Here is a 15,804-nt window from a genome sequence, read left to right on the forward strand (position 1 = left end):
TTTGTATTTAAAATGAATACCCAACAGCTATGGAATAGTTCGCTGTATTAAGATCGAAGATGTCTATGTTGCCAACAGTGCCACGTTCAGCATCAAAATAAACGCCAGAATTGGATGTTGATAGTGCGGTGTAAAAATGTGGTGTTATTTGCCAAATACCAGAGAGTGCCCCTGAATAGTTCCAGTCTCTACGTGTACCGTGGTAGCTCCAAGCTGTTCCACCAAGCAGTGAAAGCTTAGCTGTAAAATCATGCCATTGATAGCCAATACCTGTGTTGATAGATGCAACCCACTCGGTTAAGTTTTTGTCTCCCGCTGTTTTATATTTATGAAAATTCTTTTTAACTCTCGGGGTGAAAAAATAGTTAATATTTCCCCATTTATTGGTGATTGGTATTGAAAGTCGCAGTGCAGTATAGAGTTTATCTTTTTTAGAGAATTCTGAAGTTGGTAACGTAAATTGAATTGCATATCCAATGTTACCTGTCTCTTCCCATTGATAATACTGATTGTTTCTAATACCAATTATCGTATCGGTTAAATATGTGCCGACGTCATCTTCATATACACGGTAACCCCCAGAATCGACATAAATAGTATTATCACTAAATGTGTAATTAAGGTTACCAGACCAATTTAAATTTCGAATACTACGGTGATCATTTGTATCAACATAATTTGAAGAGTATGTCATTGATACATAACCGCTGACATTACTCATATCTGCATAACTAGTATTGGCAAGTAGCAAGCTAATTATTAGCAATAGATAGTCATACCTTTTGGGAATTCCTTTCCTCTTTATATTTGTTATGTCCATCATGTTCATCCATTAACCATATTATTGACGGTGTTTACTTTAATATTGTTACAGTTTTGTATATGGCATGGTCAATGTTCATTTTATGGTGATTATTCTAATTATTAGGGAGGGGGTGATAGTTAAATGTTGACTTAGTAGCTTGTCATGGTGAATTGAGTTGAAATATAGTTATTTCGTTGATGATGTGACTTAATTTCCTTTGGGAGTGCTATTTTACTTTTATGTTTTTATTGAGTTGAAATTGACACGGTATTTACTTTTTCATTCTTCATTGTTAGCAATAAATCACCTAGGACATAGTTAGCGCCTATGATGTGACATATTTGAGTTGAGTGATAATCCTTGTTATTGGTTTTGATATAGTATTAAACTCCAATATAGTGCGACAAAATAAATAACGACAAGGAGTGTCGTCGATGTTGTCATATTTTTTACGCCGATTAATATTGGTGATCCCAACTTTTCTTGGTGTAACCCTACTGATATTTACTATTACGCGGTTTGTGCCTGGCGGCCCTGTTGAGCGCTTGCTGGCGAGTATGCAAGCGAAAGGTGATGTACAAGCCACAAGTACAGCAGTTGGAGGAAGTAATGCGCTCTCTGATGATCAAATTGCTGAGCTAAATGCGTTTTATGGTTTAGATAAGCCGGTTTTTGAAGCATACAGTGATTGGTTGAGTAAACTTGTTGTTTTCGACTTTGGCGAGTCAACGCGTTACTACGAACCTGTTTGGGATATGATTGCTGAGCGTATTCCAGTGTCTGCTTTTTATGGCGGCATGACCTTCTTTATCAGCTACTTTATTTCTATTCCCCTTGGTTATTTTAAAGCCATGCGCCATGGCAGCGTGTTTGATTCCTCTTCTTCTATTTTGATTTTTGTTGGCTACGCGTTACCTGGTTATGTGGTGGGTATCTTATTAATTACTTTGTTTAGTTATCACCTTGAATGGTTTCCTATGGGGGGCTTTGTAGGTGATGACTTTGATGATTATGAGACGTTTGCAGAACAGCTGAAAGATATTATGTGGCATGCAGTGCTACCGTTAATCTGTTACCTCATTGGTGATTTTGCCACGCTAACCATGACGATGAAGAATAACCTGATGGAAAATTTATCGGCAGATTATGTCCGAACAGCGATTGCCAAAGGGTTGCCGTTCAAAGTGGCTGTTCGTAAGCATGCTTTGCGTAATAGCTTAATTCCTATTGCGAGTCATTTTGGTAATTCGTTGCTTTTCTTTATGACAGGCTCTTTTTTGATTGAAGTTATTTTCAATATCGATGGGATAGGGTTGCTTGGCTATGAGGCCATCATGGAGCGTGATTACCCCGTTGTGATGGGGATAGTCGCGATAAATGCTGTCATGTTGATGATAGGTAACATACTGTCGGATATGTGTGTTGCTGTGGTCGATCCTCGTGTGAAGTTTGGAGCCTAAGCTGATGAATATTAACCCTCTTACTCGCCGTAAGTTACGTCGATTTAAACAAATTAAACGTGGTTATTATTCGTTTATTACCTTGTCTTTTTTATTACTATTTTCATTGGTCGCAGAGCTGTTTATCAATAGCAAAGCGTTAATCGTAAGCTATAACGGTGAGTGGTCTTTTCCCGTATTAAGTGATGTGCGATCAGGTTCTGACTTTGGTTTGGGCTATGAAAAAGAAGCTAATTACCGCGAGCTTCAAGCTTTATATCAGCAGCAACAGGAGGGTAATTGGGTATTACTGCCTATTATTCCATGGGATCCCTATGAGCAAGATTTTAGCGGTGATTTCCCACCGACAGCACCAAGTGCGACAGACCGGCATTATTTAGGAACCGACACTATTGGGCGAGACATTGTTGCGCGTTTGGTATATGGCTTTCGTATCGCAATGGGGTTTGCATTAAGCACCATGCTTATTTCTTACACCATAGGCGTCGCGGTTGGCTGTGCGATGGGATTTTTGGGGGGGAAGTTTGATCTTATTGCTCAACGTGTGATTGAAATATGGTCGATGGTGCCATTTTTATACGTCATCATGATTCTCGTATCGATAACTCAGCCAACATTCTCACTCTTTGTCGCCATCAATGTGCTCTTTGGCTGGATGGGGATGACTTGGTATATGCGAACCATGACTTATAAAGAATCAGCGAGAGAATATGTGATGGCAGCGAGAGCTTTAGGGGCATCGACGACACGGATTATGTTTAAGCATATCTTGCCTAATACCATGGTGATGATAGTCACACTCGCTCCCTTTACGATAGCCGCAAACATTACTGCGTTGACGGCGCTTGATTATTTAGGGTTAGGGCTCATGCCACCGACGCCGAGTTGGGGCGACTTATTACAGCAAGGGAAATCAAACCTTGATTCTCCATGGATTGTGATATCTGTCGTTACGGCCATCGTAGTGGTATTGGTCATGGTGACCTTTATCGGTGAAGCCATACGAGAGGCGTTCGACCCTAAAAAATACACCCGCTATATTTAAATCAGGCTGATACGAAAATTTGATTCATCACTAACACAAGGATGTATAACGATGAAGTGTTTAACGCTTTCTGTTGCAATGGCTGCGACAGCTTTTCATTTTACTGTGCAAGCGGCGCAACTACCTGACAACCTAACCTGGATCTCGAATTCAAATGAGCCATTATTTGCCTCTGAAGAAGCACAGTTTGGTGGCAAATTTCGGACTTATATCCAAAGTTTCCCTCAGACATTTCGTGTGATCGGCCCTGACTCAAATGGGGCATTTCGTTCATGGCTCGTGGATAATCGCCCTGCCTCTGTTACTCGTCACCCAGTTACAAATAAGTGGATTCCTGAAATTACCGATGAATGGGCTTACGGGGATGATAACAAAACGGTTTACTTTAAAATCAACCCGAAAGCGACGTGGTCTGATGGTGAAGCGATAACAGCGGATGACTTCGTTTTTGTTCTGACACTGATGCGTTCAAAAGACATCATCGACCCTTGGTATAACCAGCATTACACTGAACAGATCAAAGAAGTTGTGAAGTACGATGATCATACGTTTGCGGTTGTGTCGACAAAACCGCGAAACCGTGAAGACTTGATGATTTATAGTAATTTCCAACCTCGTCCTGCGCACTTTTATCAACCGAAAGATGATAAAAATAATGATGGCATCGATGATAACTTTGTTCGTAGATACAATTTCAAAGCTGAACCATCTGCAGGCCCTTATTACTTAGATAAAGTGAAAAAAGGCAAGTCACTCACATTTAAGCATATCGGCCAAGATTGGTGGGGATACTCTAACCGCTATTTTAAGAACCGTTATAACGTTGAAAAAATCAGCATCAAAGTCATCCGTGATAACGATATCGCGAAGAAGCATTTTGAGAAAGGAAACATAGATACGTTTGCCTTACTTATTCCATCGCTTTGGCATGAAAAATCAAATACCAAGCCTTATCAGCAAGGTTATATTCATAAGTTTTGGGGCTACAACCAAGTGCCAGAGGGGGCTGGCGGTATATGGATCAATACAGCCAAAGATAAGCTCGATAACCCAGTTATTCGAGAAGGGTTGGCACATGCTATTGACTTTGATGGCATGATTTCTAAGTTGCTTCGCAATGATTACACGCGCCTGCCTAATGGAGTCGGAGTTGGACACGGTGACTATACCAATAATACTATTACTGCACCGACCTTTGCCCCTGAATTGGCAGCGCAAAAATTTGCAGAGGCTGGCTTTGATAAAGTCGGTGGCGATGGTATTCGCATCAATAGCAAAGGGGAGCGATTAACCTTTGCAGTGACTTATGGTTACGCCCAACACACACCGAGAATTGCGTATTTAAAAGAGCAAGCCAAAGAAGCAGGGCTAGAGTTGACACTTAACCTTGTGGATGGTTCGTCAGCATTTAAATATGTACTAGAGAAAAAGCACCAGCTGTCTTTTCATCGAATGGGCACGTCTGAAATCCCTGCTTATTGGGAGTATTTCCACTCAGATAATGCGAATAAGATTCAAAATAACAACTTTACCAATTTTAGTTCTCCTGAACTCGATACCCTCATCATGTCTTACCGTTCTGAATTCGATCTTGAAAAGAAAAAAGCGGTTTCTCGCCAAATTCAACAGCTAGTGAGTGAGGCTAATGTCATTATTCCAGGCTACATGGTGCCTTATACCCGTGAAGGTTACTGGCGTTGGTTGAAATATCCTAAACCTGCGATGACAAAACTGACCAAATTCTTATTCACAACTGGGACTTTCCGTGATTATGGTACGTTTTGGATCGACCCTGTGGAATACAAAAATACCAAAGCAGCAGTGAAAAAAGGCGAGGCGTTTGAACCTATGACGGTTGTCGATGAAACTTATAAGCGCTTAGCACCGGAGAAAGAATAAATGGCAGACTCGGTAATCTTATCTGTGTGTGATCTTGAGACCGAGTTCACTACGGATAATGGTGTGGTTAGGGTGCTCGATGGTGTGTCATTTGAGGTGAAAAAAGGAAAAACATTAGGCATCGTTGGTGAATCAGGTTGTGGTAAGAGTGTGACAGCCATGTCGATCATTGGGCTTTTACCACGGCCTTATGGGCAAGTTGTTGCGGGAAAAGTGAATTTTGATGGTATTGATTTGCTCGGATTAGCCCCGCATGAGCTCTACCAGATGCGGGGTAATCGAATATCAATGATCTTTCAAGATCCAATGACAGCGCTGAACCCAGTACACACCATAGGCAAACAGATCAATGAAGTATTAGAGCTTCATCGACCAGAGCTTAATAAACGGCAACGATTCGATTACGCGCTGTCTATGTTTACCAAAGTCGGTATTCCGTCACCAGAGCAACGTATTTTTGAATATCCGCACAACTTATCTGGCGGTATGCGCCAGCGAGTGATGATTGCGATTGCGTTAGCATGCCAGCCTGATGTGTTGATTTGTGATGAGCCAACTACAGCACTGGACGTGACTGTTCAAGCGCAGATCCTCGATTTGATGCGAGAGATACAGCAAGAGACTGGGATGGCTATCATCTTCATCACCCATGATTTAGGCGTTGTGGCAGAAATGTGTGATGAGGTTGTGGTGATGTATGCGGGGAGAGCCGTTGAGGTCTGTGATGTGTTCACCTTATTTGAACAACCTAAACATCCATATAGTAGGGGCTTATTGCAATCAATGCCTACATTGAATGTTGGCCATAAACAGCCGCTACAAACCATCTCTGGTAATGTACCTCAATTAGATGAAATGCCTGAAGGCTGCCGTTTCTGCACGCGGTGTCAATTTATGTCGACGAAATGTGAGTATCAGCAACCACCTTGGGAGTTGTTAGACAAAACGCATCGTGTAAGTTGCCATCATTGGCGAGAGGTAGACTAATGACGGAATTATTAAAGATTGAAAACCTTGAAAAGCACTTTCATTCGGGGGGCGGTATCTTACGAAAAGGCTATTCAGTAAAAGCCGTCGATGGGGTTAGCCTTAGTTTAAAAAAAGGCGAAACACTAGGGCTGGTCGGAGAGTCTGGATGTGGTAAAAGTACGCTAGGACGAACGCTACTGAAATTATTTGAGCCGACTGCCGGGCAGATATATTTTGAAGGTAAAGATATTACGGCGTTATCAGTAAAAGAGATGCGGGTATTAAGACAAGATATGCAAATTGTCTTTCAAGACCCGACCGACTCACTTAATGCTCGCCACACTGTTGGCATGATTATCGAAGAGCCATTCATCATTCATAATATAGGCACAGCCAAAGAGCGTAAGACTTGGGTGAAAGAGCTGCTCGTAAAGGTAGGTTTGTCTGAAAGCGCTGCCGAGCGTTACCCTCATGAGTTTTCAGGTGGGCAAAAGCAACGTATTGGGATTGCACGCGCTATTGCGCTAAAGCCGAAGTTGTTAGTCTGCGATGAATCGGTATCGGCTTTGGATGTGTCTGTGCAGGCGCAAATTATTAATTTACTCTTGTCTTTGCAGCAGGAGCTTCATTTATCGCTGATATTTATCGCTCATGATTTATCAGTTGTAAAACACATATCAGATCGTGTTGCCGTTATGTATTTGGGAAAGATTGTAGAAACAGGCCCGACAGACAGCGTGTATCGCCAGCCTCTCCATCCGTATACCCAAGCACTATTGTCGGCAATACCTATACCTAACCCAAGGCTACGTAATAAAACTAGAATAATGCTTAAAGGTGAGCTGCCTTCACCGATAAATCCTCCCGATGGTTGTCGCTTTCATACCCGCTGTCGCTATGCTGCGGAAAAGTGTCGAACAAACCAGCCTCAAAAACAGTATTTATCAATGAATCATAGTGTTGCTTGCCATTTCCCTTTAGAGCAATACCCGATTGAAAGCGGGAAAGTAGAGGTTTTAAGTACAGATTAAATCGCTTTTGTTTAAAAAGTGTGCGGTTGGTGTTTTTTTTTGAATTTAGGGGTTGCCAGCTTTTGGGAACTCCCTATAATGCGTCCTCACTGACACGGAATAAGACGGTTCGCCTGAATGATTTGTCAGTATGTTCTTTAACAATTTGACCATGCAATCTGTGTGGGCACTCGTGAAATGAATAGTCAAAAAAGATTATATCAATGAACTGAGTGACCAATACAATTTAAGTTTACTGCTTCGGTAGTGAGAGTAAGTTGGCACAGTCAATTCGAATATCATGACTAGCTTCTAGTTATCGATGTTCAATCAGTATTCATTGAGCCGGTCGCAAGACCAACAAAACTTTAATTGAAGAGTTTGATCATGGCTCAGATTGAACGCTGGCGGCAGGCCTAACACATGCAAGTCGAGCGGTAACAGGAAGTAGCTTGCTACTTCGCTGACGAGCGGCGGACGGGTGAGTAATGCCTGGGAATATGCCTTGATGTGGGGGATAACTATTGGAAACGATAGCTAATACCGCATAATGCCTACGGGCCAAAGAGGGGGATCTTCGGACCTCTCGCGTCAAGATTAGCCCAGGTGGGATTAGCTAGTTGGTGGGGTAAAGGCTCACCAAGGCGACGATCCCTAGCTGGTCTGAGAGGATGATCAGCCACACTGGAACTGAGACACGGTCCAGACTCCTACGGGAGGCAGCAGTGGGGAATATTGCACAATGGGGGAAACCCTGATGCAGCCATGCCGCGTGTATGAAGAAGGCCTTCGGGTTGTAAAGTACTTTCAGCAGTGAGGAAGGTGGTAGTGTTAATAGCGCTATCATTTGACGTTAGCTGCAGAAGAAGCACCGGCTAACTCCGTGCCAGCAGCCGCGGTAATACGGAGGGTGCGAGCGTTAATCGGAATTACTGGGCGTAAAGCGCATGCAGGCGGTCTGTTAAGCAAGATGTGAAAGCCCGGGGCTCAACCTCGGAACAGCATTTTGAACTGGCAGACTAGAGTCTTGTAGAGGGGGGTAGAATTTCAGGTGTAGCGGTGAAATGCGTAGAGATCTGAAGGAATACCGGTGGCGAAGGCGGCCCCCTGGACAAAGACTGACGCTCAGATGCGAAAGCGTGGGGAGCAAACAGGATTAGATACCCTGGTAGTCCACGCCGTAAACGATGTCTACTTGGAGGTTGGTGTCTTGAACACTGGCTTTCGGAGCTAACGCGTTAAGTAGACCGCCTGGGGAGTACGGTCGCAAGATTAAAACTCAAATGAATTGACGGGGGCCCGCACAAGCGGTGGAGCATGTGGTTTAATTCGATGCAACGCGAAGAACCTTACCTACTCTTGACATCCAGAGAATTCGCTAGAGATAGCTTAGTGCCTTCGGGAACTCTGAGACAGGTGCTGCATGGCTGTCGTCAGCTCGTGTTGTGAAATGTTGGGTTAAGTCCCGCAACGAGCGCAACCCTTATCCTTGTTTGCCAGCACATAATGGTGGGAACTCCAGGGAGACTGCCGGTGATAAACCGGAGGAAGGTGGGGACGACGTCAAGTCATCATGGCCCTTACGAGTAGGGCTACACACGTGCTACAATGGCGTATACAGAGGGCTGCCAACCAGCGATGGTGAGCGAATCCCAGAAAGTACGTCGTAGTCCGGATTGGAGTCTGCAACTCGACTCCATGAAGTCGGAATCGCTAGTAATCGTGGATCAGAATGCCACGGTGAATACGTTCCCGGGCCTTGTACACACCGCCCGTCACACCATGGGAGTGGGCTGCACCAGAAGTAGATAGCTTAACCTTCGGGAGGGCGTTTACCACGGTGTGGTTCATGACTGGGGTGAAGTCGTAACAAGGTAGCCCTAGGGGAACCTGGGGCTGGATCACCTCCTTAACGATAGACTGCTTGTTTAATGCAGTGTCCACACAGATTGCTTGGTCGAAATGTAAAAGAGCGCTAAATGTTGCCCAACAACATTTAGCAAGAAAGACTTAGTCCCATTCGTCTAGAGGCCTAGGACACCGCCCTTTCACGGCGGTAACAGGGGTTCGACTCCCCTATGGGACGCCACTTTCTTTTAAGATAATTAATATCTTATTAGACACGTGGGCGATTAGCTCAGTTGGGAGAGCACCTCCCTTACAAGGAGGGGGTCACTGGTTCGAGCCCGGTATCGCCCACCATTCTTTCTTAAACGTAAAAATGAATACCCTATGGGGCTATAGCTCAGCTGGGAGAGCGCTTCGCTGGCAGCGAAGAGGTCAGCGGTTCGATCCCGCTTAGCTCCACCACTCTTTAAATGCATTTTCTTCTTTTTGAAGCGAGTGTCGTTAAAAAGTGGATCTCGTTTCTATTTTATAGAATCAGAAACACATGCTCTTTAACAATCTGGAAAGCTGACTAGTACATTCAATCGAATGATTGAATGACAATAGTATTTTCGAAAGAAAATACGAGTTCTCAAAACAACACACATTCAAGTGTCTTGTGTATGAGTCCGGCGAAAAACCAATTTGTGTCCTTATCAGACACACAACCTTGGTTGTTTGAACATACAGACCTCTTGGGGTTGTATGGTTAAGTGACTAAGCGTACACGGTGGATGCCTTGGCAGTCAGAGGCGATGAAGGACGTATTAACTTGCGATAAGCCCAGTTTAGATAGTAAAAATCACTTGAGACTGGGATTTCCGAATGGGGAAACCCAACTGCATAAGCAGTTATCGTTACGTGAATACATAGCGTAACGAGGCGAACCGGGGGAACTGAAACATCTAAGTACCCCGAGGAAGAGAAATCAACCGAGATTCCGACAGTAGCGGCGAGCGAAATCGGATTAGCCCTTAAGCTAGTCTTGCGTTAGGTGAACAAGCTGGAAAGCTTGGCGATACAGGGTGATAGCCCCGTAACCGACAGCGCATTACAAGTGAAAACGAGTAGGACGGGACACGTGATATCCTGTTTGAACATGGGGGGACCATCCTCCAAGGCTAAATACTCCTGACTGACCGATAGTGAACCAGTACCGTGAGGGAAAGGCGAAAAGAACCCCTGTGAGGGGAGTGAAATAGAACCTGAAACCGTGTACGTACAAGCAGTAGGAGCCCACTTGTTGGGTGACTGCGTACCTTTTGTATAATGGGTCAGCGACTTAATTTTAGTAGCAAGGTTAACCGTTTAGGGGAGCCGTAGGGAAACCGAGTCTTAACTGGGCGTCATAGTTGCTAGGATTAGACCCGAAACCAGGTGATCTAGCCATGGGCAGGTTGAAGGTGAGGTAACACTTACTGGAGGACCGAACCGACTAATGTTGAAAAATTAGCGGATGACTTGTGGCTAGGGGTGAAAGGCCAATCAAACCTGGAGATAGCTGGTTCTCCCCGAAAGCTATTTAGGTAGCGCCTCGGACGAATACTACTGGGGGTAGAGCACTGTTAAGGCTAGGGGGTCATCCCGACTTACCAACCCTTTGCAAACTCCGAATACCAGTAAGTACTATCCGGGAGACACACGGCGGGTGCTAACGTCCGTCGTGGAGAGGGAAACAACCCAGACCGCCAGCTAAGGTCCCAAAGTTATAGCTAAGTGGGAAACGATGTGGGAAGGCTCAGACAGCCAGGATGTTGGCTTAGAAGCAGCCATCATTTAAAGAAAGCGTAATAGCTCACTGGTCGAGTCGGCCTGCGCGGAAGATTTAACGGGGCTAAGCTATACACCGAAGCTGCGGCAATATGACTTGTCATATTGGGTAGGGGAGCGTTCTGTAAGCCGTTGAAGGTGGTCTGTAAGGGCTGCTGGAGGTATCAGAAGTGCGAATGCTGACATGAGTAACGATAAAGGGAGTGAAAAACTCCCTCGCCGGAAGATCAAGGGTTCCTGTCCAACGTTAATCGGGGCAGGGTAAGTCGACCCCTAAGGCGAGGCCGAAAGGCGTAGTCGATGGGAAACAGGTTAATATTCCTGTACTGCTTATAACTGCGATGGGGGGACGGAGAAGGCTAGGTGGGCTTGGCGACGGTCGTCCAAGTTCAAGGGTGTAGGCTGATAGTTTAGGCAAATCCGGACTATCTTAAGGCTGAGACCTGATGTCGAGTCACTACGGTGATGAAGTCATTGATGCCATGCTTCCGGGAAAAGCCTCTAAGCGATAGGTTATACGTAATCGTACTCCAAACCGACACAGGTGATCAGGTAGAGAATACCAAGGCGCTTGAGAGAACTCGGGTGAAGGAACTAGGCAAAATGGTACCGTAACTTCGGGAGAAGGTACGCTCCTCACGGTGATGAGACTTGCTCTCTAAGCTGTAGGGAGTCGCAGATACCAGGTGGCTGCAACTGTTTATTAAAAACACAGCACTGTGCAAAATCGAAAGATGACGTATACGGTGTGACGCCTGCCCGGTGCCGGAAGGTTAATTGATGGGGTTAGACTTCGGTCGAAGCTCTTGATCGAAGCCCCGGTAAACGGCGGCCGTAACTATAACGGTCCTAAGGTAGCGAAATTCCTTGTCGGGTAAGTTCCGACCTGCACGAATGGCGTAATGATGGCCACGCTGTCTCCACCCGAGACTCAGTGAAATTGAAATCGCAGTGAAGATGCTGTGTACCCGCGGCTAGACGGAAAGACCCCGTGAACCTTTACTACAGCTTGGCACTGAACATTGACCCTACATGTGTAGGATAGGTGGGAGCCTTTGAAACCTCGTCGCTAGATGGGGTGGAGGCAATCTTGAAATACCACCCTTGTATGCTTGATGTTCTAACGTCGCCCCCTTATCGGGGGTGCGGACAGTGCCTGGTGGGTAGTTTGACTGGGGCGGTCTCCTCCCAAAGAGTAACGGAGGAGCACGAAGGTGGGCTAATCACGGTCGGACATCGTGAGGTTAGTGCAATGGCATAAGCCCGCTTGACTGCGAGAATGACAATTCGAGCAGGTGCGAAAGCAGGTCATAGTGATCCGGTGGTTCTGAATGGAAGGGCCATCGCTCAACGGATAAAAGGTACTCCGGGGATAACAGGCTGATACCGCCCAAGAGTTCATATCGACGGCGGTGTTTGGCACCTCGATGTCGGCTCATCACATCCTGGGGCTGAAGTCGGTCCCAAGGGTATGGCTGTTCGCCATTTAAAGTGGTACGCGAGCTGGGTTTAGAACGTCGTGAGACAGTTCGGTCCCTATCTGCCGTGGGCGTTAGATGATTGAGAGGGGCTGCTCCTAGTACGAGAGGACCGGAGTGGACGAACCGCTGGTGTTCGGGTTGTGATGCCAATCGCATTGCCCGGTAGCTACGTTCGGAATCGATAAGCGCTGAAAGCATCTAAGCGCGAAGCGAGCCTCAAGATGAGTCATCTCTAGACCTTTAAGGTCTCTAAAGGGTTGTCGAAGACTACGACGTTGATAGGCAGGGTGTGTAAGTGCTGCGAGGCATTGAGCTAACCTGTACTAATTGCCCGTGAGGCTTAACCATACAACACCCAAGGGGTTTTACGGACTCCATAAGCACTTGAATGACGTGTTTGAACGATATTGTAAACACTAGTTAGATTTTCCCAGATTGTATTTATCGCCTGATGGCGGTAAATAACCCGAATTTGCTTGGCGACCATAGCATTATGGACCCACCTGATCCCATGCCGAACTCAGTAGTGAAACGTAATAGCGCCGATGGTAGTGTGGGGTCTCCCCATGTGAGAGTAGGTCATCGCCAGGCTTCAAATTTAGATATACGTATTGAACAACGTGTATCGGATAGACAGTTGACTGTTTATCACCGTGTGGAGCGGTAGTTCAGTTGGTTAGAATACCGGCCTGTCACGCCGGGGGTCGCGGGTTCGAGTCCCGTCCGCTCCGCCACTTATTCAGACAGAGTTAAGTCTTTAAAATAACTAATAGGGGTGTAGCTCCAATTGGCAGAGCAGCGGATTCCAAATCCGCGTGTTGGGAGTTCGAATCTCTCCACCCCTGCCATCTTTAAGGCTCTAGCAGAAATGCTGGAGCCTTTTTCGTTTCTGGTGTTTAGTGTTCAGCAGCGGATTCACCGCTACCGACAATCAGCGCGTGTTGGGCGTTCGAATCTCTCCACCCCTGCCACCTTTAAGGCTCTAGCAGAAATGCTGGAGCCTTTTTCGTTTCTGGTGTTTAGTGCTCAAGCAGCGGATTCACCGCTACCGAAAATTAGCGCGTGTGGGAGTTTGGCTCTCTCCACCCCTGCCATCTTTAAGGCTCTAGCAGAAATGCTGGAGCCTTTTCGTTTCTGGTGTTTAGTGTTCAAGCAGCGGATTCACCGCTACCGACAATCAGCGCGTGTTGGGCGTTCGGCTCTCTCCACCCCTGCCACCTTTAAGGCGCTAGCAGAAATGCTGGAGCCTTTTTCGTTTCTGGTGTTTAGTGTTCAAGCAGCGGATTCACCGCTACCGACAATCAGCGCGTGTTGGACGTTCGGCTCTCTCCACCCCTGCCATCTTTAAGGCGCTTGCAGAGGCACTGGCGTGTGGAGATGATATGTTGATCTAATATTTAGTTATTTGATACACAAGAACGGCTCACAATATGGGGCCGTTCTTTGTTTTAGAGTAAAATAAGTGAATTACTTTATGGATTAGATATGAATTTTATAGATTCTTGTTTTAACTTAAGTATAGCTTGAGTATCTACTTCGCTTATTTTTCTCATGACATTATCTACATTGTAATGAGAGTAAATGACACCATTTGAATATATTTTATTTTCAATAAAGTATCCGGTGTCTTTATAGCTAGTTATGATGAATGAACGTTGATCATCAGATTTGTTATTATCTAATATATCTATGCCAGAACTAAACGAATTGGCATCATCTTTAACGCCTAAATAGTTTTTTAATAAAGTTGGAGCGATATCTACGTGGGTTGTTGTCTTAGCTTCGACGCTTTGTGATTTGTTTTTTGGTCGATAGATTATTAGCGGTACTTTCGATTGGTATTTGCTATAGTTTGAACCATGACCCCAATGACCTACCTTATTATCATTAAACTCTTCAGCGTGATCGCCTGTAATAATAATAACGGTTTTTTCCAGTTGCCCTGTTTCACGAAGTTTATTTTCTATAGATTCAAATAACGTATCAATATAATGTAGTGAGTTTTTATATTTATTAAATACAGAGGTGATAGACTCTTCATTTGTGTTTAAAAATGCAGACTCATTCATTGCGACAGGGGTGTACTTTTCATGGCTTTCAGGGTAGTCATAAAAACTATGTGAAGAATTATAGAATATAAACTTAAACCAAGGGGTAATAGATTGCTCTGATAAGGATGAAATTAATGTATCATTTAAAGCTTTATCATTTTCGAACGATCGTCCATCATCTATATAATGGTAATTATCATCATTTATATCGCCAAAAAAAATAGGCTTAAGATTAAATCGCTCTAAGTTTGTTGATGTATAAATATCAATATCATAGTTTAAGTCACTTAGACGCCTTGTAAGTAAGCTTTGGTTTTGCAATGGTTGAGATTGAGCATACGTTAGATATGTTGGATGCAAACCAGAAAACAATCCAAATAATCCTGATACAGTCACATTTCCACTACTATAGTGGTTGGTATAGTTTGTCGCTATTTTTGAAAACTGATACATATTTGGCATAACATCAGGGGTTAAGCTATCAAACCTCCAACTTTCAAGCACAACTAGAAGGATATTCATTCTATCTGCTACATGTTCAAATTTAAGAGCTTTTTTGGGGTAATCTAGGTTTAAACCTACGTTATCAGTATTAGCTTGATAACCGATACTAGGTATCACTTCAGAGATATCACTTACTAGTCCATGTGATGTTGTTGGATAGTAGTAAGGAAATACAGGAGTATGACTTGTTATATTGGTAGTATTGTAATAAAAACCAACAGCATGAATGATCTGATTACAAATAAGTATTATCAAAGCAAGCATGTTTATTAATAGGGTTTTACGAGCTTTACTGTTGAACAATACAGGTAGGAAGTTAACGAAAAATATAATTGTAGTTACCAGCGTTGATAATAATAGCGCTCCGAAAGAAAATCCAAATCCTTGAAAGTCTTTCATTACCATTTCTAAAAACACAATATCAATGTGAAAATTATAAATCTTGAAAACAGCTAGATTGGTCAAAAGAAATAGATCTAATATGGATTTTGAAAATAAAGAGAAGTAAACCCCAACTCTCCATATATGAAGTGAAGAAGTAATAATAGGTATTATTAAAACTAGAGCATAATAATACAGTGGTATACTATATAAATAGATAGTATCGACTATGCCTGTCGTTTCAAAAGACATAGCAGCGTAAGATAAAGCAATCGCAATAGTCAGTAAGCCACTAAACAAAAATGTGTTATAGGTTTCTTTTAGGTTAATAACCACTTGCTGGAAAGGGCTAAATAGAAAGTTTTTTTTATCGTTCTCTTTCATATGAATGTCTAAAGTAATATGTTTATCAAAAGCGGCAATCCTAGCATGAAATAGTTGGTGGTAGGTGCGAAAATTAGCTTTGTAAGTGATAAGTGTAAATTTATTTTTTCTCTAAGTATTAATGACTTAACGAGTGTTGCTTTATTACACTTTCGACT

At 43.9% G+C, this 15,804-nt stretch carries 8 protein-coding genes, 5 tRNA genes and 3 rRNA genes; 14 read left to right on the plus strand and 2 right to left on the minus strand.

Annotated features, from left to right (window positions below):
• Window positions 1-7: 7 nt before the first annotated feature.
• On the minus strand, window positions 8-823 hold the full coding sequence (locus tag OCU77_RS03490) for a hypothetical protein (RefSeq protein WP_144414922.1): 816 nt from the start codon (window positions 821-823) through the stop codon (window positions 8-10).
• A 416-nt stretch (window positions 824-1,239) separates the two neighbouring features.
• Here OCU77_RS03490 and OCU77_RS03495 point away from each other — a divergent pair, with 416 nt between their 5' ends.
• From OCU77_RS03495 to OCU77_RS03560, 14 genes are all read left to right on the plus strand, one after another.
• Window positions 1,240-2,265: an ABC transporter permease subunit gene (locus OCU77_RS03495; RefSeq protein WP_107303090.1), complete on the plus strand. Its 1,026-nt coding sequence runs from the start codon at window positions 1,240-1,242 to the stop codon at window positions 2,263-2,265.
• Between the two features lie 4 nt (window positions 2,266-2,269).
• Complete coding sequence (locus OCU77_RS03500) at window positions 2,270-3,310, plus strand: ABC transporter permease (RefSeq protein ID WP_390624761.1); 1,041 nt, start codon at window positions 2,270-2,272, stop codon at window positions 3,308-3,310.
• A 51-nt stretch (window positions 3,311-3,361) separates the two neighbouring features.
• Entirely contained in the window at window positions 3,362-5,209 is a 1,848-nt protein-coding gene (locus OCU77_RS03505; protein WP_107303091.1) for an extracellular solute-binding protein, read from the plus strand.
• Complete coding sequence (locus OCU77_RS03510; RefSeq protein WP_048899962.1) at window positions 5,210-6,196, plus strand: ABC transporter ATP-binding protein; 987 nt, start codon at window positions 5,210-5,212, stop codon at window positions 6,194-6,196. It abuts the gene before it with no gap.
• Window positions 6,196-7,209 carry an ABC transporter ATP-binding protein gene (locus tag OCU77_RS03515; RefSeq protein WP_107303092.1) on the plus strand — a complete coding sequence of 338 codons (1,014 nt, stop codon included), beginning with the start codon at window positions 6,196-6,198 and terminating at the stop codon, window positions 7,207-7,209. The genes OCU77_RS03510 and OCU77_RS03515 overlap by 1 nt, the downstream gene beginning before the upstream one ends.
• 348 nt (window positions 7,210-7,557) lie before the next feature.
• A 16S ribosomal RNA gene (locus OCU77_RS03520) occupies window positions 7,558-9,100 on the plus strand.
• Between the two features lie 101 nt (window positions 9,101-9,201).
• A tRNA-Glu gene (locus OCU77_RS03525) sits at window positions 9,202-9,277 on the plus strand.
• Between the two features lie 37 nt (window positions 9,278-9,314).
• A tRNA-Val gene (locus OCU77_RS03530) sits at window positions 9,315-9,390 on the plus strand.
• Between the two features lie 32 nt (window positions 9,391-9,422).
• Window positions 9,423-9,498, plus strand: a tRNA-Ala gene (locus OCU77_RS03535).
• A 284-nt stretch (window positions 9,499-9,782) separates the two neighbouring features.
• Window positions 9,783-12,674 (plus strand): 23S ribosomal RNA (locus OCU77_RS03540).
• A 127-nt stretch (window positions 12,675-12,801) separates the two neighbouring features.
• Window positions 12,802-12,917 (plus strand): 5S ribosomal RNA (rrf, locus tag OCU77_RS03545).
• Together the 16S, 23S and 5S rRNA genes with 5 tRNA genes alongside form the textbook arrangement of a ribosomal RNA operon.
• A gap of 66 nt (window positions 12,918-12,983) precedes the next feature.
• Window positions 12,984-13,060: transfer RNA gene (locus tag OCU77_RS03550), tRNA-Asp, on the plus strand.
• 37 nt (window positions 13,061-13,097) lie between these two features.
• Window positions 13,098-13,174 (plus strand) — tRNA-Trp (locus tag OCU77_RS03555).
• A 20-nt stretch (window positions 13,175-13,194) separates the two neighbouring features.
• Complete coding sequence (locus OCU77_RS03560) at window positions 13,195-13,674, plus strand: hypothetical protein (protein ID WP_261855996.1); 480 nt, start codon at window positions 13,195-13,197, stop codon at window positions 13,672-13,674.
• A 124-nt stretch (window positions 13,675-13,798) separates the two neighbouring features.
• Here the strand turns inward: OCU77_RS03560 and OCU77_RS03565 are convergent, their stop codons facing one another.
• The gene (locus OCU77_RS03565; RefSeq protein WP_048900697.1) at window positions 13,799-15,646 is read right to left on the minus strand and encodes a sulfatase-like hydrolase/transferase; all 1,848 of its coding nucleotides are present in this window, start codon (window positions 15,644-15,646) and stop codon (window positions 13,799-13,801) included.
• Between the last annotated feature and the right edge of the window lie 158 nt (window positions 15,647-15,804).

Source organism: Photobacterium swingsii, from assembly GCF_024346715.1.
Lineage (GTDB): Bacteria > Pseudomonadota > Gammaproteobacteria > Enterobacterales > Vibrionaceae > Photobacterium > Photobacterium swingsii.

What these genes read in the sequence shown, in the direction of transcription:
- OCU77_RS03490 (WP_144414922.1), bottom strand. Translation starts at nt 823, where the DNA reads ATGATGGACATAACAAATATAAAGAGGAAAGGAATTCCCAAAAGGTAT.
- OCU77_RS03495 (WP_107303090.1), top strand. Translation starts at nt 1,240, where the DNA reads ATGTTGTCATATTTTTTACGCCGATTAATATTGGTGATCCCAACTTTT.
- OCU77_RS03500 (WP_390624761.1), top strand. Translation starts at nt 2,270, where the DNA reads ATGAATATTAACCCTCTTACTCGCCGTAAGTTACGTCGATTTAAACAA.
- OCU77_RS03505 (WP_107303091.1), top strand. Translation starts at nt 3,362, where the DNA reads ATGAAGTGTTTAACGCTTTCTGTTGCAATGGCTGCGACAGCTTTTCAT.
- OCU77_RS03510 (WP_048899962.1), top strand. Translation starts at nt 5,210, where the DNA reads ATGGCAGACTCGGTAATCTTATCTGTGTGTGATCTTGAGACCGAGTTC.
- OCU77_RS03515 (WP_107303092.1), top strand. Translation starts at nt 6,196, where the DNA reads ATGACGGAATTATTAAAGATTGAAAACCTTGAAAAGCACTTTCATTCG.
- OCU77_RS03560 (WP_261855996.1), top strand. Translation starts at nt 13,195, where the DNA reads ATGCTGGAGCCTTTTTCGTTTCTGGTGTTTAGTGTTCAGCAGCGGATT.
- OCU77_RS03565 (WP_048900697.1), bottom strand. Translation starts at nt 15,646, where the DNA reads ATGAAAGAGAACGATAAAAAAAACTTTCTATTTAGCCCTTTCCAGCAA.